This window comes from Agrobacterium sp. NPDC058088, assembly GCF_042885035.1.
Taxonomy (GTDB): domain Bacteria; phylum Pseudomonadota; class Alphaproteobacteria; order Rhizobiales; family Rhizobiaceae; genus Agrobacterium.
In genome coordinates, this window is record NZ_JBHVSU010000012.1 from 58,720 (window position 1) to 80,051 (window position 21,332).

The 21,332-nt window shown below is 60.7% G+C and carries 18 protein-coding genes; 1 reads left to right on the forward strand and 17 read right to left on the reverse strand.

The window, feature by feature from the left end; all coding sequences use genetic code 11:
* Positions 1-48 precede the first annotated feature (48 nt).
* The 13 genes from ACFVTJ_RS22790 to ACFVTJ_RS22850 form a co-directional block, all read right to left on the reverse strand.
* Positions 49-774 carry an SDR family oxidoreductase gene (locus ACFVTJ_RS22790; RefSeq protein ID WP_386910847.1) on the reverse strand — a complete coding sequence of 242 codons (726 nt, stop codon included), beginning with the start codon at positions 772-774 and terminating at the stop codon, positions 49-51.
* A 57-nt stretch (positions 775-831) separates the two neighbouring features.
* The gene (locus tag ACFVTJ_RS22795; RefSeq protein ID WP_386910848.1) at positions 832-2,442 is read right to left on the reverse strand and encodes an FGGY-family carbohydrate kinase; all 1,611 of its coding nucleotides are present in this window, start codon (positions 2,440-2,442) and stop codon (positions 832-834) included.
* A gap of 90 nt (positions 2,443-2,532) precedes the next feature.
* Entirely contained in the window at positions 2,533-3,264 is a 732-nt protein-coding gene (locus ACFVTJ_RS22800; RefSeq protein WP_004438213.1) for an SDR family oxidoreductase, read from the reverse strand.
* A gap of 39 nt (positions 3,265-3,303) precedes the next feature.
* Positions 3,304-4,281 carry an ABC transporter permease gene (locus tag ACFVTJ_RS22805; RefSeq protein ID WP_386910849.1) on the reverse strand — a complete coding sequence of 326 codons (978 nt, stop codon included), beginning with the start codon at positions 4,279-4,281 and terminating at the stop codon, positions 3,304-3,306.
* The gene (locus ACFVTJ_RS22810; protein WP_386910850.1) at positions 4,271-5,773 is read right to left on the reverse strand and encodes a sugar ABC transporter ATP-binding protein; all 1,503 of its coding nucleotides are present in this window, start codon (positions 5,771-5,773) and stop codon (positions 4,271-4,273) included. The genes ACFVTJ_RS22805 and ACFVTJ_RS22810 overlap by 11 nt, the downstream gene beginning before the upstream one ends.
* Before the next feature lie 71 nt (positions 5,774-5,844).
* Complete coding sequence (locus ACFVTJ_RS22815; RefSeq protein ID WP_003522008.1) at positions 5,845-6,756, reverse strand: ABC transporter substrate-binding protein; 912 nt, start codon at positions 6,754-6,756, stop codon at positions 5,845-5,847.
* Between the two features lie 97 nt (positions 6,757-6,853).
* Positions 6,854-7,738 carry an AraC family transcriptional regulator gene (locus ACFVTJ_RS22820; RefSeq protein ID WP_144576926.1) on the reverse strand — a complete coding sequence of 295 codons (885 nt, stop codon included), beginning with the start codon at positions 7,736-7,738 and terminating at the stop codon, positions 6,854-6,856.
* A gap of 370 nt (positions 7,739-8,108) precedes the next feature.
* On the reverse strand, positions 8,109-9,161 hold the full coding sequence (locus tag ACFVTJ_RS22825; protein WP_386910851.1) for an NAD(P)-dependent alcohol dehydrogenase: 1,053 nt from the start codon (positions 9,159-9,161) through the stop codon (positions 8,109-8,111).
* Positions 9,162-9,491: 330 nt separating this feature from the next.
* Positions 9,492-10,805, reverse strand: a complete 1,314-nt coding sequence (locus ACFVTJ_RS22830) for an FtsX-like permease family protein (RefSeq protein ID WP_386910852.1) — start codon at positions 10,803-10,805, stop codon at positions 9,492-9,494.
* Positions 10,802-11,491 (reverse strand): ABC transporter ATP-binding protein, encoded by a 690-nt coding sequence (locus tag ACFVTJ_RS22835; protein WP_386910853.1) that lies wholly within the window; start codon positions 11,489-11,491, stop codon positions 10,802-10,804. Before ACFVTJ_RS22835 ends, ACFVTJ_RS22830 begins: the two co-directional genes overlap by 4 nt.
* Before the next feature lie 4 nt (positions 11,492-11,495).
* Positions 11,496-11,960: a hypothetical protein gene (locus tag ACFVTJ_RS22840; protein WP_386910854.1), complete on the reverse strand. Its 465-nt coding sequence runs from the start codon at positions 11,958-11,960 to the stop codon at positions 11,496-11,498.
* 115 nt (positions 11,961-12,075) lie between these two features.
* Entirely contained in the window at positions 12,076-13,830 is a 1,755-nt protein-coding gene (locus ACFVTJ_RS22845; protein ID WP_386910855.1) for an alkaline phosphatase, read from the reverse strand.
* Positions 13,831-13,962: 132 nt separating this feature from the next.
* Positions 13,963-14,556 (reverse strand): TetR/AcrR family transcriptional regulator, encoded by a 594-nt coding sequence (locus ACFVTJ_RS22850; RefSeq protein ID WP_386910856.1) that lies wholly within the window; start codon positions 14,554-14,556, stop codon positions 13,963-13,965.
* Positions 14,557-14,677: 121 nt separating this feature from the next.
* Between ACFVTJ_RS22850 and ACFVTJ_RS22855 the strand changes: the two genes are divergently transcribed.
* Complete coding sequence (locus ACFVTJ_RS22855) at positions 14,678-15,907, forward strand: MFS transporter (RefSeq protein WP_386910857.1); 1,230 nt, start codon at positions 14,678-14,680, stop codon at positions 15,905-15,907.
* A gap of 240 nt (positions 15,908-16,147) precedes the next feature.
* On the opposite strand, the gene soxG is transcribed toward ACFVTJ_RS22855, so the two are convergent.
* The 4 genes from soxG to ACFVTJ_RS22875 are packed head-to-tail and all read right to left on the reverse strand — an operon-like array spanning position 16,148 to position 21,316.
* Complete coding sequence (soxG, locus tag ACFVTJ_RS22860) at positions 16,148-16,702, reverse strand: sarcosine oxidase subunit gamma family protein (RefSeq protein WP_386910858.1); 555 nt, start codon at positions 16,700-16,702, stop codon at positions 16,148-16,150.
* 13 nt (positions 16,703-16,715) lie between these two features.
* Entirely contained in the window at positions 16,716-19,706 is a 2,991-nt protein-coding gene (locus tag ACFVTJ_RS22865; protein WP_386910859.1) for a sarcosine oxidase subunit alpha, read from the reverse strand.
* Complete coding sequence (locus ACFVTJ_RS22870; RefSeq protein ID WP_022562852.1) at positions 19,703-20,023, reverse strand: sarcosine oxidase subunit delta; 321 nt, start codon at positions 20,021-20,023, stop codon at positions 19,703-19,705. Before ACFVTJ_RS22870 ends, ACFVTJ_RS22865 begins: the two co-directional genes overlap by 4 nt.
* Positions 20,024-20,062: 39 nt before the next feature.
* Positions 20,063-21,316, reverse strand: coding sequence for a sarcosine oxidase subunit beta family protein (locus ACFVTJ_RS22875; RefSeq protein ID WP_386910860.1), 1,254 nt, complete (start codon positions 21,314-21,316; stop codon positions 20,063-20,065).
* Positions 21,317-21,332 lie beyond the last annotated feature (16 nt).

Below are 21,332 nucleotides of genomic sequence, written 5' to 3' on the forward strand. Positions count from 1 at the left end.
GTTTCAGTGGTTTTCATTGATCCGCTTTGAGACCAGCTGTGACCTGTCTCAGACAGCGAGGAAGCCACCATCCACGGGCAATACGGCGCCGGAAATCATCCTGCTGTCATCCGAAAGCAGAAGCGCGATGCTCTGCGCCACCTCTTCCGCTTCGGCAAAACGGTTGAGCGGGTGACGAACCATCATCGGCTGACTCTTGGCGGGATCGTTCCATGCTTCCGCCGCCAATTCGGTAAGGGTGATCGTCGGGGCAACGGCGTTAACGCGAATACCGTGGGGCCCAAGCTCCTTGGCGAGAACGCGGGTTGCGCCTTCCAGCCCGGCCTTCGACGCCGCATAACACAGATGATCCTGAAAACCGCGATGGCCGGCGATAGAGGTGATGTTGACGATTGCACCGCCGCCGCCGTTTGCGACGCGGGCGCGGGCGAATTCCTGGCAGGTGACGAGCGCGGCGCGCAGGTTGATGCCCAGCACGGCTTCATAGCCGGCATCGCTCATGTCGAGCACGCTTTCCAGCACATTGATGCCGGCACTATTGATCAGATAATCGCACGGGCCCGCCTCCGCCATGGCGGCGCGGGTGGCGGCGACATCGGCGAGATCGACGCGGATCGACCGGCCGCCGATTTCGCTTTTCAGGCTATCGAGATCGGATTGCGTGCGGCTGATTGCAACCACTTCAGCACCGCGTGCGGCCATCAACTGCGCACAGGCGCGGCCGATGCCTTTGCCTGCGCCGGTGATGATGACGGATTTTCCGGAAAACTGCATGGAACCCTCGTTATTTTGCGGCCGATGCGGCCGGATGATCTAAGCTTGTGACGCGGTTCAGGAGTGGCTGGCGGCGCGAATGGCGCGCGCTGCATTCTGCAACGCAAGAAAGGCGTCGTAGCGTGCCTGATGAACCTTCTGGAACGCGGGATCTGGAGCCGCGCAGCTGGCGATACGCGACATGGCGGGCATCGCCGCCATCAGGTCCGGATAGGTTCCGGCGGCAACAGCGCCGAGCATAGCCGAGCCGAGAAGGACGGGCTCTTCGCATTCAGTGAGTTCGACCGGGAATCCGGTCGCATCGGCCAGCAACTGCCGGGCAAGCGGATGGGCACCTGCGCCGCCGCTAACGCTGATGGTTTCCACCGGCGCACCGTTGCGGGCCTGTGTTTCGATGATCTGGCGAAGCCCGTAGCCGAGGCCGAGAAGCCCGGCCACATAAAGCGCGACGAGAGAATCCACACCCGTTTCCATGCCATATCCGGCGATGACGGCGCGGGCATGCGGATCGGCGAAAGGCGCACGGTTGCCGAGAAACTCCGGCACCACATGAAAATCTTCAGCGATATCAGCGGCGGCAGAAGCGGATGCGGCAAGGCTGATGGCACGGTCCGCGAGCCATACCGGCAAGGCTTTGCCTTCCTTGTCGGCAAGCGCCTTCGCCTCGGCAAAGGCCGGGTGCAATTGCACCAGATAATCGATGGCCGCACCGGCAGCGGACTGGCCACCTTCGTTTAGCCATGCGCCGGGAACCATCGCGGAATAATAAGGACCCCAGACACCCGGCACAAAAGCGGGTTCGGCAGTGGTGGTCATGGTGCAGGACGAAGTGCCGAAGACATAACCGAGGCATTTCGAAGCATCACCGCCGGCAGCCACCGTGCCGACACCGCCGGCATGGGCATCGATCAGGCCCGCCGCAACGGCGGTACCAGCAACCAGCCCCATAGCCTTTGCGGCATCTTCGGTTAGCCCAGCGCCCAGCGCCGTGCCGGGATGGACGACGCTTTCACCGATGCGGCGAAAGCCCTGCTCCGCCAGATCTCCAAGTCCGATCTTGGCGAAATATTCCGCATCCCAGCGGTTTTCATGGGCGAGATAGGTCCATTTGCAGGTAACGGTGCAGGCAGAGCGATCAAGCGCGCCGGATGCCTTCCATGTCAGAAAATCCGTAAGATCGAAGAAGTGCTCGGCCCGGGAATAAATATCCGACCGGTTTTCCCGAAGCCACAGAAGCTTTGGCGTCTGCATTTCGGGAGAGATGCGACCGCCGACATATTTCAGCACGGCATGTTCGCCCGCATTGATGCGCTCCGCCTGTTCAACGGCACGGTGATCCATCCAGACGATGATATCGCGTTCGGGATGATCGGCATCGCCAACCGGCAGGGTCTCATCGTCCGGCCCATGGACGACGAGCGAGCAGGTCGCGTCAAAACCGATGCCGGCGACCTCAGCCGGATCGATACCAGCGCGCGAAACGCTTTCGCGCACGCTATCGCAAACCGCCTGCCAGACCTCTGCACTCGATTGCTCGGCAATGCCGCCATCCTCGCGATGCATGCTGATCGGGCGCTTGGCGGTGGCGAGAAGCTTGCCTGCGATATCGAAGACACCGGCCCGCGCCGAGCCGGTCCCGACATCGACACCAACGAGATAGGAAGCCATTTGCGATACTCCTCGGAGCGGATCATCCGGTGTTTGAACAGATTTGAGCGGCGGAACCGTATCCGGTTTTCCCGCCGCTCCAGAGGTTTTTTAAACGCGGTCGAAGTTGGTCGGCAAGACCAGCATGTCGCGGATGGTGACGGTGCGCTTGCGCGTCAGCATGTAGACGACGGCATCGGCCACTTCGCTTGCATCGATGAGGCTGCCGGATTCCTTGGCCTTGCGGAGGTTTTCCTCCGGCCAGTCGGCCAGAAGTGCGGAAACGACGGGACCCGGAGAGACCTGCGCAACGCGCACGCCGTGTGGGATCATCTGGCGGCGCATGCCCTGCACGAAGCTGGTGATCGCCCATTTCGAGCCGGAATAGACCGGCTCCCAATAGGTCGGGAAGTGGCCGGCAATCGAGCAGGTAACGATGATGTCGCCGGTCTTGCGCTCCGACATGTGGGGTACGACGGCATGAACATTCTTCATGACGGCGTTGACGTTGAGATTGAGCATCTTGTCGATGGCTTCCGGCGTGGTCTCGGTGAGATCGCCGCCGATATAGGTGCCGGCGTTGCAATAGAGAATGTCGATATGATCGACCTTCTTGAGGATCTCGGGGATCATCGCGTTGCAGCTGTCGGCATCGAGCAGATTGGTGACCTGCGGGATGGCGCGGTCGCCGAGCTTGGCGACCAGATCATTCAGGGCCTTCTCGTTCCAGTCGACCATGACCACGGTCGCACCCTGTTCCAAGAGCGCTTCTGTGGTGGCAAGCCCGATGCCGGATGCGGCGCCGGTGATGACCGCAATCTTGCCTTGCAGCGATTCAGACATTTAATTCTCCTGCGTTTATGAAGATGTTTCCGGGCCGGCTCAGCGCCATTCGCGCCCGATATAGATGGCCAGCAGGATGATGCCGCCCTTGATGACATCCTGCAGATAGGGGTTGATGCCCATCAGATTGAGGCCGTTATTGAGAATGCCCAGCAGCACCGCGCCGATAAGCGTGCCGAGAATGAGACCTCTTCCGCCGGCAATCGCCGTGCCGCCAAGAACGACGGCAGCGATAGCATCGAGTTCAAAGCCGACACCGGCATTGGGCTGTCCGCTCATCAGGCGGCCGGTGAGGATCAGCGCGGCGAAAGCGGCCGTCACACCCGAAATGCCATAGACGGCGAGCTTGACGCGCTGGGTCTTCACGCCCGAAAGACGGGCCGCCAACTCGTTTCCGCCGAGAGCATAAACGTGACGACCAAACGCCGTGCGCTGCAACAGCACCCATGCCACCGCATAAATCACCACCATGATGATGACGGGAACTGGAACGATGCCGACGCGGCCGACGCCGAACCAGGAAATCCAGCTCGGAATGCCGCTGACGGGATAGCCGCCGGAATAGATAAGGCCGAGGCCACGCGCCATGCCCATGGTGGCGAGCGTGACAATGATGGCCGGCATCTTGCCCCAGGCGACGAGCGCCCCGTTGAAGATGCCGATGCCGAGACCGATGAACAGGCCGGCCGGCAGGGCAACCGCCGGAGACAGGCCGGTATTCACCATCAGGCCCGCGGACAGCGTTCCGATCAGCGCCATGACAGCGCCGACCGACAGGTCTATGCCGCCTGTGAGGATGACGAAGGTCATGCCGACGGCGAGAATACCGACGACAGAAACCTGTCGCAGCACATTCATGATATTGTTAACGCTGAAGAAATTGTCGCTCGCAAGCCCCATGAGGATCGATACGACGATAAGACCCGCCAGCGGCAGGGCAAGCGGTGAGCGCAGCATGGCACTGAGACTGAAACCGCCCGTTTTCGCGGCAACGCCGGTGTTTGCATCAAGCGACATGTTCAACTCTCCCGGTGGTGGCGTTTGTCATTATTGTTTCTGAATTGATGTCGTCTCCCTCGACCGTGGCGACGATGCCGCCGGAGCGGAAGACGCAGACCCTGTCGGACATGCCGATGACTTCCGGCAGTTCCGAGGAGATCATGATGATCGAGTAACCCTTGGCGGCGAATTCGCGCATTAGCGAATAGATTTCCGCCTTAGCACCCACATCGATGCCGCGTGTGGGCTCATCGAAGATCAGCACGCGCATATCGTGGTTCAGCCAGCGGGCAATGACGATCTTTTGCTGGTTGCCGCCGGACAGGGTATCGACACGGGCATAAGGCCCTTGTGCCTTCACCTGCACCTGCGCCATCGCCTTCGTCGTGTACTCCAGTTCCTTTTTGAGATCGAGGAACCAGTGCGCCTTGCGGTATTTGCCGTAGTTGTTCAGCGAGATATTCTGCAGGATGGAGAAGCTGGTGATCAGTCCCTCTTCCTTTCGGCTTTCCGGCAGCAGGCCAATGCCGCGCATCAGCGCATCATCGGGGCCGGAAAAACGCGTCTCCACACCATCGAGCTTGATCTTGCGACGCGAGGCTGAATGCGCCCCGAGCATGGCGAGAACAGTTTCCGTACGGCCCGAGCCGACCAGCCCGGCAAAACCAAGAATTTCGCCCTTGCGTAGCGCGAAACGCGAGACAGGACCGCCCTTCTTCAATTGCAGCTCTTCGACTTCGATCACCTTTGCGGCGGAAGGATCAAGTTGCGGCTTGGGCGGGAAGCTGGCCTCGATGCGCCGGCCGACCATCATCTCCACCAGCCGATCGTTATCGACCTCCGAGGTCAGGCACGAGCCGATCAATTCGCCATCGCGCAGAACGGTTATGCGGTCGCAGATCTCGAATATTTCTTCGAGGTGGTGCGAAATGAAGATGATTGCCACGCCCTGACGGCGCAACTCACGCATGACCTTGAACAGATGTTCGGTCTCGGAAGGCGTCAGCGTGGCGGTCGGCTCGTCGAGCACGAGAATGCGGGCATCAAGCGACAGCGCCTTGGCGATTTCGACAAATTGCTGCTGGGCGACGGACAGGCGATGCACCGGCACGTCCAGCGGAACATCTACGGCGAGCCGGCCCATGATTTCCGCTGCGCGCTTGCGCATCGCGCCCTTGTTCAAAAGGCGCAGCGGCCCGCGAATTTCGCGGGCAAGGAACATGTTTTCAACGGCGTTGAGATAAGGGATCAGGCTGAATTCCTGAAACACGATGCCGACACCGGCGGCTATCGCCTCATCGTAATTGGCAAAGCGGCGATCCTTGCCGTCAATGCGGATCGTTCCCTCGGATGGCTGCAAAATGCCGCACAGGATTTTCATCAGCGTCGATTTGCCGGCGCCATTCTCGCCCAGAAGCGCATGCACCTCACCGGCGCGCGCCTCAAGGTCCACGCCACGCAGGACTTCGATCTTGCCAAAGCTTTTTCTTATTCCATTCAGTTCCAGCATTTCACCCTCCTCAATGGTCGGGATTTAACCCCGCCCCCATACGAGATGGGGACGGGGCTTGGGAGGAGTTCTTACCAGCTGAACTCGCCGGCGTTCTTGCTGTCGACCACCATGACATCGATCGGGACTTCCTTCGGCACGACGCGAGCGCCCCACTTCTGGGCGAGCGCCATGGCAAGGCCAACGCGAACCTGGTCACGCGGGAACTGCGCGGTGGTTTCGATGAAAGGACCACCCTCGGCAATCGCCTTCACAGCTTCCGGAGCACCGTCGACCGAGGTCAGCTTGATGTCCTTGCCGGAACCCTGGATCGCAGCCAGAGCGCCCATCGCACCGCCGTCGTTCACCGAGAAGATACCGGCGAGGTTCGGACGCGACTGGATCATGTTTTCAACGACGCCGAGAGCAACGGAGCGGTCCTGACGGCCGTTCTGCGTATCGACCAGCTTGATCTCGGGGAATTCGGCGAGAGCTGCCTTGCAGCCTTCGACGCGCTGCAGGATCGGAACGACCGGAATGCCGTCGAGAATGGCGACTTCACCCTTGCCGCCGAGCGCGTCACCGAGATGCTTGCACGACTTGTAACCCGCGTCACGGTTCTTCGAGCCCACGAAGGTGTCGACCGGGCCGTTGGCGTTGGCGTCAACCGCAACAACGATTACGCCGGCAGCCTTGGCAGCATGCACGGCGGCTTCGATGCCGGCGCTGTCGGTCGGGTTCAGAAGCAGAATGTCGATCTTCTGCTGCAGCATGTCTTCAACGTCAGAAATCTGCTTGGCCACATCGTGGCCGGCATCGGTCACGACAACGTCAGCGCCAATGCTTGCTGCGGCTTCCTTCAGCGCTTCCTGCATCGACACGAAATAGGGGTTGTTCAGCTCCTGGAAGGTCATGCCGATCTTCAGCTTTTCCTGCGCCAGCGCCGGAGCGGCCATCATTGCAATTGCGGCTGTCGCCATCAGAAACTTGGATTTCATTTTCATCTCACTCTTCCTCCCATTAGGAAAGTTGGGGCAACAGGTGCCCGTTTCCGGACAGACCTCTGCCCGAATTCTTAGAAATTGGCGATGTGTCGCTGGTTTACTCCGCCATCACAGCTGCCTTCTGGGCCGCAAAAATGGTTCGGAACCTCGACGGTGACATTCCCTTGAGTTTGAGGAAATGCCGGTTGAAATTGGAAAGGTTGGAGAAGCCGACATCGTAGCAGACCTCCGCCACCTTCACATCCTGATCCGCCAAAAGCATCTGGCAGGCGAGATCAATGCGTAACTGATTGCGATACCGCACCAGCGTCGTACCCGTATGGCGCTTGAAGGCGCGGGAAAAGGCGCTCGGGCTCTGGCCCACCATGTCGGCGAGGTCGATTTCCTCGACCTGTTCGGTCAAATGTTCGCGCAGATGCGACAGTGCGCGGTTGATGCCGCTATCGCCAATGCCCGTCAGATCAAGCTCGTAGCTCAGGCTTGCCAGCACCTCGGATGTCGGCGCATTGACCAGCAGATCGAGAATTTCCCAGAAAAGCGCCAGACGCGTCAGCCCCTGCGCCTCGATGAGCCGAAGGATCAGCGGACGGACCCGATCGCTCGTCTCATCGTCAAAGAGAATACCGCGACGGCTGCGATCCAGAAGCGCGCGCACCACTTCCATCTCGGACATGGAGGCGCAGGCATCCTCGATAAAACTCTCCGGAAACTGGATCACGAGGGAACGTGTCGGCACAATTTCGTCCGGCTCGATCTCGCTGATCCAGTTCTGGGGGAGATTGGGGCCGGTCATGATAAGCTGACCGGGGCCGAAGCGGCCGACGAAATCACCGATATAAAAGGTGCCGGATGTCGCGACGACCAGATGAATTTCATATTCGGGATGATAATGCCAGCGCACGGTGCGGAACGGATAGCCATGCCGCCAAGCAGCGAAAGATTCGCCCTTGCGGATGTGCACCAGTTCCAGATCGGGCTGCATCATAGTTCCTCCCATTCATACGTCCGCCGCATTCACGGAGCGGGCCATTCCTCTTTATGGCTCGTCCCAGGCGTTGATGAGGAGCATAGGGCGGGCCGTGGCTAAGCATCCACATCACGCCGAAGAAATTGCTGATACTTTTTTGACTCATTTTTGTCGAGAAATGAATAGCCGCCCGATAGGGCTGATTACGAACGTGGCGAAGGCGGCGATTTTTTTGCTCAATTTGCCGTGATGCGCCCAAACAATGCGCAACCGAATAGGATTTATGGTGAAATTTTGACGTGTGGCCCACCGGATGCCGGCGGGCCACACTCATACTTTTCCGTAACATCTCTGCCGCTCATTCATCAGCGGCAAGCCATGTCCGTTATTGCGGCATCACGATCTGCAGTTTCACATCCGTTTCGCGCGCTTCTACCGCGCGGTCGAAACCGGCAATGCTGTCTTCGAAGGGAATTGTCGCGGAAATCAGCGGCTTCAGGTCGACCTTGCCGGATGCGATGAGCGACACGGCGCGGTCATAGACATTGGCGTAGCGGAAGACCGTCTCCACCCGCAGCTCCTTGGCCTGCAGGCCGACAATATCGACCGGAACCGGATCGACCGGCATGCCAACCAGCACAATGGCGCCGCCCGGACGCGCCAGTTTCGCCATGCCGAGCACGGCGGGCGCCGCGCCTGAGCATTCGAATACGATATCGCAGCCCCAGCCATCCGTGGCGGCCGAAACCGCTTCGGCAAGGTTACGCTCGCGGATGTTGACTGTCTCGATGCCGTCATAGGCGGCGATGATATCGAGCTTCGGCTGAGCGAGGTCGGCAACGATGACCTTGGCGCAACCGCCGGCAAGTGCTGCCAGCGCCACCATCATGCCGATCGGACCTGCGCCCGTGACAACGGCGATATCACCTGGCTGAATGCGTGCCCGCAGCGCTGCCTGCATGCCGATGGCGAAGGGTTCGACCATCGCGCCTTCGGCAAAGGACACATTGTCCGGCAGCTTGTAGGTGAAGGCGGCGGGGTGAACGATCTCAGGCGTCAGGCAGCCATGGATCGGGGGTGTCGCCCAGAAGCGGACAGCGGGATCGACATTATAGATGCCGAGCTTCGAGGCCCGAGATGTGGGATCGGGAATACCCGGCTCCATGCAAACGCGGTCGCCGGCCTTCAGATGGGTAACGTCAGAACCGGTTTCGATCACCGTGCCGGACGCTTCATGGCCCAGCACCATGGGTGCGTTGACGACGAAATGGCCGATCTTTCCATGGGTATAATAATGGACATCGGAGCCGCAGATGCCGACCGTATGGGTGCGGATGCGCACATCCTTCGGTCCGAGTTCTCCCGATCCTGCTCCACCCGGAATATCAAAATCCCTGAGCGAGAGCTTGCCTTTTTCTTCCAGCACCAGTGCCTTCATCTCATCCTCCATGGTTCGCGATACGCCTGGCAGCGAATTCTGTAAGCGTGATGGCGTGCAACTTCGGCAAAAGTAAATAGAAATCCGCCGGATCGTCCGGTTTTTCTTCCCGAAGGAAAAACTGTATCGAGTGGCCTGCGATTTCTCATCACTGGCGAGATGTCACGGCCTTTCGGTAACGCAGGATAAGGCATGATTCGTCGCCAGTCTCGGGGCATACATCCCCGCAAGGCCTTCAGGCCGAGCCTCCCTGAAGCTTCTCGCCCGGCAGCCAGCTCGCCTGCTTCATCCGCTTGGCAACCCGCGCTTCATCGAAAGCTTATCGTTGTCTCAGGCACGCAGCGCGGCGGCAGGAGACTGTCGATAAGCTAGCAGCGCCGGTATCGCCGCAAGAACAGCGGCAAAACCAAGCAGGAAGAGCGCAAGACGTAGATCTTCCCCGGTGAAGCCGACCGGCAGGATGACGCCACTTTTTGCGGTGAAGAGCTGTGCACCAATATGGGCAGCGCCCAAGCCCAGCAGAAAACCGATGCCGACGCCAAGCGCCACCAGAACGAAAAGCTCAAGCCAGACGATGGCGAAGACCGAGCCGCGGGGGGCACCGAATGCCCGCAGCGCGCCGATCTGCCGACGCCTTTGCCCGACATGGATGACCGTTACCAGCATCAGTGACGCCGCCACCAATGCTTGCGAACCGGCGGCAACCGCGCTCAGCACCGCCTTGGCATCGCCCAGCGTCGCATAAAGGCCGGTCAGCACTTCACCCGGAAACACGCCGAGCGTATTGCCGCTGCGGTATTCCTGCCGAAGGCGATAGGCATCAGCGATGGTTTTCGGCTTGACGAGAATGGCAGGCAGGCCGGGCAGGCCATCGCCAAAATTCTCGGCGATCGGCGCATCGGGATCGATGCCGCCATGATGCTCGGCCTCGGGGTGTCCGCCGTCTTCATGAGCGTGATCGTGACCGTCTCCCTGATGATCTTCGCCGGCATGTGTATCCGCATCGCCCTCACCATGTCCTTGCGCATGACCATGGTCCCCACCGAGACCATGAACGTGCCAGACGGCCTGTATGGGTACGAGAATGGCGCGATCCCAAGGCGTACCGGTCGGCTGCAGCCTGCCGACAACCGTATAGGCGATCTCGGTATGGGTGTGGCCGCCGGTCTCGGCGCTGCCATGCATCGGCTTGATCTCGGCGCCGAGGGAGAGATTGACTGCGGCCCCAAGCACGGCTTCACCTTCCAGCGCGAATATTTTGCCCTCGGCAAAACCCGGCGTCGTATTGCTGACGAGGCTCGTCGTTGTGCCGACGATGGGATAACCGGCAAAGGAATCGCCAAATCCGACCGGCGCTGCCCAGGCAACGCGTGGATCGGCGGCAAGCTTCGTCAGAACGGCGCCATCCACAAGCGGCAACGGTGCCGCCTGCAGAAAGATGGATGAGAGGATCAGCTGGGTTTCGCTGCCGGCCGCGCCGATGACGAGATCGAATTTATCGGCGGCGCGCGCGCTGCCAAGACGCAACGAACGTTCCTGCAATGTGACGGCCACACCAAGCGCGGTGGCCAACGCCACCAGGAGGACCACGACCGCCCCGCCCAACCACAGGCGACGCAGGTCGGCAAGGATGAAGCCGATCATGCCGCGATCTCCTCGCGCCCGCTATCGGCGATCATACGACCGCCGCTGAGCGTCAAGCGCCGGTCAAGACGGTCGATCAGATGCGGATCGTGGCTGGCGACGATCAGCGTGCTGCCGGTGCTGGCGGCGACGGACAGCAGCAGGTCGCCGACAGCTTCTCCGCTTTCGAGATCGAGGCTTGCGGTCGGCTCGTCGGCGATGATGACACCGGGGTTGCGCAGCAGCGCACGGGCGATGGCGACACGCTGCATTTCACCGCGCGACATGGTTTCGACGTGTTGCCCGTGGCGTTTGAGGCCGACGGTCGCAAACAGGGATTCGGCACGCTTCATCAGGTCCGCATCCGCCACACGTGACAGGCGGGCGGGCAGCAAAATGTTATCCAGAGCAGACAGGCCGGGAAACAGGTGAAACTCCTGCATGACAAGGCCGATATTGGCCGCGCGCCATCGGTCACGGCGCCCCTCCGACAAATCGGCAATATTCTGCCCGGCCCAGACGACGCTGCCGGCCTGCACGCGCTCGAGACCGGCAATGATGTTGATCAGGGTACTCTTGCCCGAGCCGGAGCCGCCAGTCAGCGCAACACGACTGCCGGCGGCGATGTGCAGATGGTCGAGAACGAGGACCAGCGACGCAAGTCCCGGAAACGAGACGGCAAGATGATCTATCTTCAGGGACAGCATGGTCTCAAACCGTCGCGTATTCTGCCTGGCGAATGCGCAGCAGGCTGACGAAACCGGTCTCGGGATCGGTCCAGGAGCCTGTCTCCAGCGTGCCGCGCACTTCTATCGTCTGGCCGGGCTGGGTGAAGGTCTGTTTTTCGCCGAGATAAACGACGACGATATTGTCCGGCCAGTCGGCATCCGTGGAGCAGAAAGGGCAGATAGACATGGGTATTTCGGTCAGAACGAAAAACTGCGCTTCGGCCTTCAGCGGCGGCGCCATGAAACCGCGCATGGCGATTTCCCTGCCGTTCAGCTGCTTGACCTTTTCGGAGAATTCCAGCCCGAGGACGCCGACCTTGCCATAGAGTTCGTCAAAGGTAAGATCGCTTGTCGCCTGCGCGCGCGTACCGGCGGCCAGCAGGGGCAGACCGGCGATAAAACCCAATGTCTGGCGGCGGTTGAACCGCGTCTGCTCAGGCTTGCCCATGACCATCTCCTGTTTGGAAGGTTTTTCATCGCCAGCCGTCTTTGACAGGCAATGCAATACCGGAAGTGACGGCAAGGGCACGCCATTGTGGGCGCCCCCTTGCCGGGTTCATAGCTTAGTTGGTCTGTTTCGTACCAAGTGCGAAAGCTTCAGCGAGCCCTTTGTAAACATCGCTCTGTTCCATGTAGCCGCGGAAACCGTCTGCACCGGGGCCTTCGGCCTGTAGCACGACGTCGTCAACGGCATGGACACCACTCTCCGCGCTCTTCGGAAGGATGCCCGTAATGAGCACGGCGCCGGGAACATCCTTGTACTGCTCGTTGGCGATATATTCCTTCTTTTCGTTCTGCACGGCTGGCGTGAACGGGCCATCGAGCTTCGGACGGAAGGTTTCGTAGTGATCAGGACCGTTATTGGCGTTCAGGAACAGGCGACGCGAAACGTCGATGTTATCAGGATAACCATCGCCGTTCTTGTCTTCGTAGTTCGGGAAACCGGCTTCGGCATAGGTGCCGACCTTTTCACGCATATCGGTGCCAGGCTTGTTGTCATCAACGGTGCCGATGATGGAAACGCCATGCGTGTGGTCGCCGGTGACGATGATCAGCGTATCCGGGTTCTTCGCCGCAAATTCGCGGGCGATGCCGACGGTCTTGTCAAATTCGATCGTATCGACCACGGCGCGATCCCAGTCGAGCGGGTGGGACATCTTGTCGACATTGGCCGCTTCAACCATCAGGAAGAAACCGTCCGGGTTCTTCGAGAGATTGTCGAGCGCGACCTTGGTCATTTCAACGAGACCCGGCTGGTCCGGGAACTTGGCCGTGGTGCCCTTTTTCAGGAAATCGCGGTCAAGCGTTGTATCCATGTTGCCGGTGTGGAACAGGCCGAGGATCTTGCCGGTATTGGTGCCCGACGCCGCTGCGAGTTCCGCCTTGCTGGTCGCCAGCGTGTAGCCGGCTTCCTTGAACATGGCGATATAATCCTTGTCGTCCTTGCGCTTGGACCCCGCCGTGGCCTGCGGCAGGAAATAGGCGGAACCGCCGCCGAGAAGAACATCCGGCTTCACGTCGAACAGCATGCCGTTGATCTCGGCCTTGTCGCCACGCTTGCGGGTGTGGGCAACGACGGCAGCCGGCGTCGCATCCTGCACTTCGGCGGTGGTGATGATGCCGATCGATTTCCTGGTCTGACGACGCAGCGCTTCTGCCAGCGTTTCAACCTTCGGATCGTCGAGCGAGGCGGGGGTGCGGTCGGCGTAAACACCGATTGCGTTCACGGCGGTCTTGTGACCGGTCATGTAGGCGGACATGATGTTGGCGCTGTCGGTGGCGACGGCGTCGGTGGCGGAGGTGCCGACGAAGGCGACCGGCGGCACGTCGTCCATGTTGAGACGGCCATTGGCCTTGCCCTCTGTCATGCCTTTGGACATGATGCGGGCGGCGGTGCGATGGGCGACCGAAAGGCCGTCGGCAATCAGGAAGATCACGTTCTTGGCTTTCGCCTGGGCAGGCGTGCCATAAACGGTCCAGGTGACGTTCTTGGTTTCGGCGCCGGCTGAGACTTCAACCTTGTAGTCACCGGCATTGGCAAGCGTAACGCCGCGCAGGATGACGGCCGAACCGAACACCTTGTCCTTACCCTTTTCCTCGGCGACGAATTCCGCGTCCTTGCCGAGGGCTGCCTTGTAATCCTGACCATTAACGGTGATCTTGACGTCTTCCGGCTTCACGACGGAAGCGAACTCGACTTTGAAATCAAACGGCGAACCGGTCAGGATCGTGGCACGATCCAGCGGATAAACCTCGGCAGCCTGGACGGCGGCGGCAAGAATGGTCGAAGCGACCAGAGTGGCAACAATTTTGCGCATAATCCCCTCTCTCGAGATATGTGAAAACTACAACCTCTCCTAGACCCGCCATATGACAGTCGCATGACTTGCAGATGGTCGTATCGGACATATCGGGCGTGACGGAGCACGGGGATTTCGCCCTGCACAGGGTCAGTTTTTCCTGATCCGCAATCCCTCCAGAAACGACCGGAAACTGTCGACCGCCCGTTTCGAAGTCGTTTCGGGGTCGTCGGAATTGGCGATCCATTGGGCGGCGCTACTGCTTGCCGCATTGATAAAGCGGGCGCATGCCTCCGGATCGATGTCGCCGATGGTGCCCTCCTCCTTCAGAGCGCTGAGGCTGCGCGCAACGGCCGAGATACAGCCATTGGCATTTGGCCAGCGCGACGGATCGCCGAGCACCGCCGGCCCATCGCGAAACATGATCCGCTGGATTTCCGGTTCGAGAGCCATGCGCACATAACCGAGATTCTCCTCGACAAAGCCCTCCCATCGGGAATTGGCCTTAGAGGAGATATCGCAGAGCCTTTTTGTCATCTCGGCATCGATTTCAGCCACGACCGCCGACAGCAGGCCTTTTTTGTCGCCAAAATGATGGTAGAGCGCGCCGCGGGTGAGACCGGCTTCGGCGGTGAAGTCATCCATCGACGCTTCCGCATAACCGATGCTGCCAAAGGCCTTGCGGCCGGCAGCCAGAAGCTTAGTCCGCGTCTCGGCAATCATTTCGCTGCGAGGTTTGCGCATTTTTTCTCCATTCTCCACATACGAGGCGTATATTAGTTGACATACGCACCGTATGCAATTGTCTCATTTACATACGCCACGTATGTATGTGGTGGACACCCTTTGAACAAGGTGCATCCCAATGGCTAATCCATACAGAGAAATTTTCCGCGCTCCAGGGGCAAAAGGCTTTTCCGTCGCCGGTTTCTTCGCCCGCCTTCCCATCGCCATGGCCCCGATCGGTATCGTCGCCATGCTTTCGCAGACCCATGGGGAGTATTGGCTGGCTGGCGCCGTTTCGGCCACCTTCGCCTTGACCAATGCCGCCGCAGCACCACAAATCTCCCGGCTGGTGGATCGCAAGGGGCAAAGCCGCGTCCTCATCCCCGCCACCATCGTCTCGGTCATCGCCTTTGCGGCGCTGATCATCGCAACAAGCCAGAGATGGCCGGCCTGGACGCTGTTCCTTTCCGCCTTCCTCGCCGCCGCAATGCCGAGCATTCCAGCCATGATGCGCGCCCGCTGGACGGAAATCTTCCGCGACCGGCCGGAACTCAATACGGCCTTCGCGTTCGAATCCGCCGCCGACGAGCTGGTTTATATTGCCGGCGCATCGCTTTCCGTCGGCCTTGCGGTTTCGCTCTTTCCGGAAGCCGGCATGATGATCAGCACCACCTTCCTGGCGCTCGGCAGCTTCGCCTTCCTGCTGCAACGCTCGACCGAACCGAAAGTGCGGCCGGTGGAAAGCGGACACCGGCAGCGTTCGGCCATCTTCCTGCGCCCGGTGCAGATCATCACGCTCGCCCTGATCTTCGTCGGTTCGACCTTCGCCACGGCCGAGGTGAGCGCCGTCGCGATCACCAAGGATCTCGGTCAGCCGGAAGCGGCCAGCCTCGTGATCGGCGTCTATGCCATCGGCTCCTTCGTGGTCGGCCTCATTCTCGGCGCGATCAATCCGAAAATGCCGCTGCAGCGGCAACTGCTGATCGCCGTCAGCGTGCTGGCGCTCACCGCTCTGCCGCTCCTCGTCGCCAATACCAGCGTTGCCCTGCTTGCCGTTGCCGTCTTCCTCAGCGGCGTGGCAATCTCTCCCATCTTCATCACCTCATTCGGCCTGATTGAGCGCCGCGTGCCGGAATCGATGCTGACGGAAGGCGTGACCTGGGTCATGACCGGTATTGGCATCGGCATGGCGCTCGGCGCCTTCATCTCCGGCTGGGTGATCGATAATTTCGGCCCGGATAACGGCTTCTGGGTATCGGTTGTCGCGAGCCTGACCACGGTCGCCATCATCGGACTTGGGCAGCGCAGCCTGTCTGGAGAACCCGCACATTTACACTCGGCACCTGCGGTCGAGCAGCCTGCGGAATAAGAAGAGACACAGAAGTCTTGCAGGACGACGAGCCTCGAGACAAACGGAATAAGAACGGGCTGAGACTGCGAGCTCAGCCCATACGCTATGAACATGTCCCTAGACAATGCGGGAAACCGACCATCTTATTGCCGTTCAAAAAGGTCCGTTATTGAAGATGGGCGTGGATCGCGCGCGCCAGAACCCGCGTATCGGCGATTGTTGTGTGACAGGCGGTCTAGCATAATTTTTCCTCCCAGATCAGGCGATATCAGCGGCAAGTTCCTTGCAGCCAGTTTCTAGCAGATGGCCCAGATGCGATACGAAACTGTTCCAGATATCCATGCGGAAACGGTTTTCTCCATCACGCCACAGCACCACGGTCACACCGTCGAAAATCGTCCGGCGTCCCTCCCCGATGCCGATCGTCTCGATATCGCGGGCGCAGCCTAGCGTCAGCAGTTCGGCGGCCTGCGGACCCTCGATCAGCAGCGTCACTTCGCGCCCGGAAATATCGACAAGACTGTGCGGAAGATCGGCGTAAACGCCAGCACAGGCGGCGATTAGCCTGTTGATTTCCGCCGTTGGTGCAACGACGGTCCACTCGTCGGGACCAAGCCGCAGAACTTCAATGTCGCCGGAAGCGGCGCGGGTGCCGATCCGGTCGGGCAAGTTCAGGCCGAGGGCAGCGTTGAGCGGTGCCAGATCGCCGCGCGCCCGCAGCGAAAACCGGGCCTGTGCGGCCGAGACGCTGACCCGGGCTGCCTTGCTCTCGGCCAGCGTGCCGGGAACGGGGGAGGAAACGCGCATGTTCATTGTCATCTCCGGATCAGATTTTCAGGCGTGTGTTTTCGGGATCGACAAAGACCATCCCGGTGATTTTCGCGGCGATGGTACGGTCCAGCATCGGGATGTAGACGGTCTCGCCCATACGCTCATGACCGCCCTCCACCAGCGCCAGCGCGATCGGCTGGCCAACGGCATCCGAATGGTAGGATGATGTAACGTGGCCGACCATTTTCATCGGGATAGGCTGTTTCGGGTCGAAGACGATCTGTGCGCCCTCTTCCAGCTTCGAGCGGTCTTCCGTCAGAAGGCCGACGAGATGGCGGCGGCCCTTGGCGACCAGATCGGGTCGCGCAAGGCCGCGCTTGCCGACGAAATCGGGCTTGTTCTTGCCAACGGCCCAGCCCATCGCCGCGTCATAGGGCGTGACGGTGCCATCGGTGTCCTGACCGACGATGATGTAGCCCTTTTCCGCACGCAGCACATGCATCGTCTCGGTGCCGTAAGGCGTGATGCCATATTGCTGACCGGCTTCCCACAGGATTTCCCAGAGCTTGCGACCGAGCGGTGCAGGCACATTGACCTCGAAGCCGATCTCGCCGGTGAAGCTGACCCGGAACAGCCGCGCCGGCATGCCGGCCACGGTGCATTCGACGCAGGACATATGCGGGAAGGCCTCGTCGGTCAGCTCGACACCTTCCACCAGCGGCGTAAGCAGCTTCGCCGCGTTCGGGCCGTTGAGAGCAATGGTGGACCATTGCTCCGTGGTCGAGGTGAGCCAGACATTGAGATCGGACCATTCCGTCTGGAGGTAGTCTTCCATCATGTTCAGCACCCGGGCGGCACCGCCAGTCGTGGTGGTGACGTGGAAACGGTCTTCGGTCATGCGGCCAATAACGCCATCATCGCGGATGAAGCCGTCATCGCCGAGCAGCAGGCCATAACGGCAACGACCGGCAGCCAGCTTCGTCCAGGGATTGGTATACATGCGGTTCATGAACTCGACCGCATCGGGACCGACGACCTCGATCTTGCCGAGCGTCGAAGCGTCAAAAATGCCCACGCTCTGGCGCACCGCCCGGCATTCGCGGCCGACGGCGGCATCCATGTCCTCGCCGGGCTTTGGAAAATACCAGGCGCGACGCCATTGCCCGACCGGCTCGTAAACCGCGCCATGGGCCCCGGCCCAACTGTCGATCTGCGTCTTGCGCGTCACCTCGAAATGCGCGCCACGGTGATAACCGGCGAAGGCCCCAAAGGTTGTCGGCGTATAGGGCGGACGGAAAGTGGTGAGCCCCACTTCCGGCTGGCGTTTGCCAAGTGCCTGTGCGGCAATGTTCAGGCCGTTGATGTTGGACATCTTGCCCTGATCCGTCGCCATGCCATTGGTGGTGTAGCGTTTGACGTGCTCAATGGAGCGCATGCCTTCGCGCACGGCAAGCCGCAGATCCTTGGCGGTCACATCATTCTGGTAATCGACAAAGGCCTTGGCCTTGCCTGCATCGCGATCGCTCGGCAGTTCCGTGTGCGATACACCGCTGCCGATACGGTCATGGTCGACCGCATGGCTGAAAACATTGGCGGTCTTGCCGAGGGCTGCGACGACTTCACGCCCCCGTTCCGCACCGTCCTTCAGCGCCGCCTCAATGCCCCAGAGTCCGCGACCGGCGCCTGCAATCACACAATCCTCATTGGTGAGCGCTGGCAGGAAGGTCGTCCGCTCGTCATCCCAGGCGATCTTGCCCTGCGTGTGGGAGAAGAGATGCAGCGACGGCGTCCAGCCGCCCGACATCAGCACGGCATCGCAGGCGATGTCCTGACCCGCGCCGACCTTGGAGCCATCCACCGGATTGACGCGAACCGACTTGACGCGCAACCGCCCCGACGTCGCCGTGACCGTATGCGACAATTTAACGGGAATGCCGAGCGCGCGCGCCTCATTCACCAGCTCCTCGCGCACCTTGGCGCGGGTATCGACAATGGCCTGAACGCGAGCACCCGCGCCGTGAAGATCGAAAGCCGCATACCAGGCGCTGTCATGGCTCGTCACCACCACCGGCCGGTTGCCGACCTTGACGCCATAGCGGTTGAGATAGGTCTGGGCGGAACCCGCGAGCATCACGCCCGGCCGGTCGTTGCCGTGGAAAACCAGCGGTTTTTCCAGCGCACCCTGCGCCAGCACCACCTGACGCGCCCTAACCCGCCACAGGCGTTCGCGCGGCGTATCCTTCGGCACGGCTTCGAGATGGTCGGTCAGCTTTTCGCAAAGGCCGATCATGTTCTGGTGGTAATAGGCAATCGCCGTGGTACGCGTCATCACCTTGACGCCCTGCTCCTTCAGCGCCTTCAATTCATCAGCGAGCCAGACCCAAGCGGGCTTGCCGTCGATCTTCGCCTGGGGTTCAGACAGCAGCGTGCCGCCGGCTTCGGCATTTTCATCGACCAGCACGACCTTGAGACCCTCGACCGCCGCCGCGCGCGCGGCTGCTAGACCGGCGGGACCGGCACCGACGATCAGCACGTCGCAATGCAGGTTGCGCGAGGCGTAGGTGTCAGGATCTTCTTCCGTCGGCGAAACGCCGAGGCCCGCGGCCGCGCGGATGAAGGGCTCATAGACCTTGTTCCAGAAGCTCTTCGGCCACATGAAGGTCTTGTAGTAGAAACCGGCCGAAAACAGCATATAGGCCATGTCGTTGACAGCGCCGATATCGAATTTCAAGCTCGGATATTTGTTCTGCGAGGTGGTTTCCAGCCCGTTCCAGATTTCCTGCACCGTGGCCCGTGTATTAGGCTCGAACCGGCCGGCGCCGCGGCGGGTGCCGATCAGCGCATTCGGCTCTTCGGAACCCGCCGCCACCGGGCCGCGCGGGCGGTGGTATTTGAACGAGCGGCCCATAAGATGCACGCCATTGGCAAGGAGCGCGGAGGCGACGGTATCGCCCTGCACGCCGCGATAGGTCTTGCCATCGAAGGTAAAGCTGACCGAGCGGGAAGCATCCACCCGGCCCCGGCCGGAAACGCGATAGGAGTTCATTTCGACACCTCGGAGCTTGCGGTCAAGCGTGTCAGGGAAGAGAGTTCAGGACGCGGCTCACCCGCACGATAGGTCGTCAGGAAACGATCGCTCACCGTGTCACGCACGGCGTTGAAAAAGCGGCCGCAGCCATGCAGATGCCGCCAGCGTTCGAAATGCGGACCTTTTACGTTTTCGCGGATGAACAGGAATTCTTCCCATTGCTCATCTGTCTGCGACGACGGGTCGGCAGCGCGAACAACATGGGCTTGGCCCGCATAGGTGAATTCGGCTTCGGGCAGCGTTTCGTTGCAATAGGGGCAGCGGATCAAAAGCATGATTCAAATCCTCGGAGCATTTCCGGAAAATGCGTGAAATTAATGCGCCACGGCGGCGGCGGCGGCCTCGTCGATCAGGCGGCCGGAGCGGAAACGCTCCAGTGTGAACGGCGCGTTGATCGGGTGCGGTTCGTTTTTGGCAATGGTCCAGGCAAAGGTGTGGGCAGCGCCCGGCGTGGCCTTGAACCCGCCGGTACCCCAGCCGCAATTGACATAGAGCCCCGCCACCGGCGTCTTGCCGAGAATGGCCGAGCGATCCGGCGTGACATCAACGATGCCGCCCCATTTGCGCAGCATCCGCATGCGGTTGAAGATCGGGAAGATTTCGACGATGGCCGCGATCGTATGCTCGATCAGCGGCAGGCCACCGCGTTGCGAATAGGAGGTGTATTGGTCCGTGCCCGAACCGATCACCAACTCGCCCTTGTCCGACTGGCTGATATAGGCGTGGACGGCATTGGACATGACGACGCAGGGGAAGATCGGCTTGATTGGCTCAGATACCAGCGCCTGCAAGGGATAGCTTTCGAGCGGCAGGCGGACACCGGCCGTATCCATGACGACAGAGGTGTGGCCAGCGGCGGAAACCGCGACCTTCTTCGCCTTGATGAACCCGCGTGCCGTCTCGACACCGGCAACGGAACCGTCGGCGTTACGACGAATGGCGGTGACTGGGCAGTTCTGGATGATATCCACACCGCGGGCGGCGGCGCCGCGCGCATAACCCCAGGCGACCGCATCGTGGCGCGCCGTGCCCGCACGCTCCTGCAATGCGCCGCCCATGACAGGGTAACGGGCGTCAGGCGAAAGGCTTAAAGGCGGGCAATATTCCTTGCATTCCTCAGGCGAGAGCCAGCGATTGTCGACGCCGTTCAGACGGTTGGAGTGGATATGACGCTTGAAGCTCTGCACGTCGTGAACATTATGGGCTAGCATCAGCACGCCGCGCCGCGAATACATGACGTTGTAATTCAGTTCCTGGCTGAGATTTTCCCAGAGATCGACCGCGTGATCGTAAAGACGGGCGCTTTCGTCGTAGAGATAGTTGGAGCGGATGATCGTCGTGTTGCGGCCGGTATTGCCGCCGCCGAGCCAGCCCTTGTCGATGACGGCCACATTGGTGATGCCGTGCTGGCTGGCGAGATAATAGGCCGCCCCCAATCCATGGCCGCCGGCGCCGACGATGACGACGTCATACTCGGCTTTCGGCTGGCTGTCGGGCCATTGTTCTTCCCAGTTTTTATTGCCCGTCAGGGCATTTTTCAAAAGACTGAAAGCATTAAAACGCGTCATGATCGGACCCGACGGT